This window comes from Anaerococcus sp. HMSC065G05, assembly GCF_001812365.1.
Taxonomy (GTDB): domain Bacteria; phylum Bacillota; class Clostridia; order Tissierellales; family Peptoniphilaceae; genus Anaerococcus; species Anaerococcus vaginalis.
In genome coordinates this window covers 1-808 of record NZ_KV808702.1, presented here as the reverse complement: position 1 = coordinate 808, position 808 = coordinate 1, and the positions used below count along the sequence as shown (strand labels likewise).

Genomic DNA, 808 nt, shown 5'->3' with positions numbered 1-808 from the left:
CTCTTTTGACTTAGGTGTTTTTTCTTCCTTTTCATCTTTTATCAGCTCCTTTAGATTTTTGACGAGCGATTCTAAGTCTGTGATGATGTTTTTAATTACTTCTTTTTTCATGATTACATTTCTCCTTTTAATACTTCTTTGACATCTACAGATTCAACGGTTTCTCCGGGCTTAAGAAGATAGACCTGTGTATAATCTCCAAACAGCCACTTAATAATTTTTGATGGAAGTTTTCTGATTGCACCTTTAAGCACAGGTGTCTTTTTTCCATCTTCCTTTGTTACATTAATTACGACTTTGTGTTTCATAGCTTTGCCTCCTTTCTGTAGGGCTCGTATTCTCCCTTACAAATCACAGGCAAATAAAAAGGCAAGGTAGTAAACCCTGCCTAAAAATTTTTTATATTTTCATGTTTTTTCTGATTACATCATACGCAGATGCCAGTCTCTTTGTTATTGCCATCTTGGTTACGCCAAGCATATCTGCAATTTCCTTTTGTGTGTATCCGTCAATAAACTTAAGATCAAGAACCTCCCGCTGTTTATCTGATAGAAGTTCCCTTATATCTTCCATCTCCTCTGACCATTCAAACTTGTCATCAAATGGAACTGCTGTTGCTGCAGTAACGCTGGCCTTGTCTTCATCAATCTCATTTTCAAAAGCAAAATCTAAAGATAGATTATAATTTGATGGAAAAGCCTCGCTGACAGCATCTTTGATAGCGTCCTTATTTGGTTCATAACCATGTTGAAGTTTGAATTTTTGAACATACTCTTTTTTGAATGCCTTAATTCTTTCTTTTTCTTCA

At 35.3% G+C, this 808-nt stretch carries 2 protein-coding genes; both read right to left on the bottom strand.

Annotated elements, in window-relative coordinates; translation table 11 throughout:
* Positions 1-113: 113 nt before the first annotated feature.
* A complete protein-coding gene (locus HMPREF2852_RS04570) occupies positions 114-308 on the bottom strand; it encodes a hypothetical protein (protein ID WP_019116101.1) in 195 nt (64 codons plus the stop codon).
* A 91-nt stretch (positions 309-399) separates the two neighbouring features.
* On the bottom strand, positions 400-808 hold a 409-nt coding region (locus HMPREF2852_RS04565; RefSeq protein WP_148130546.1), incomplete at its 5' end, for an RNA polymerase sigma factor.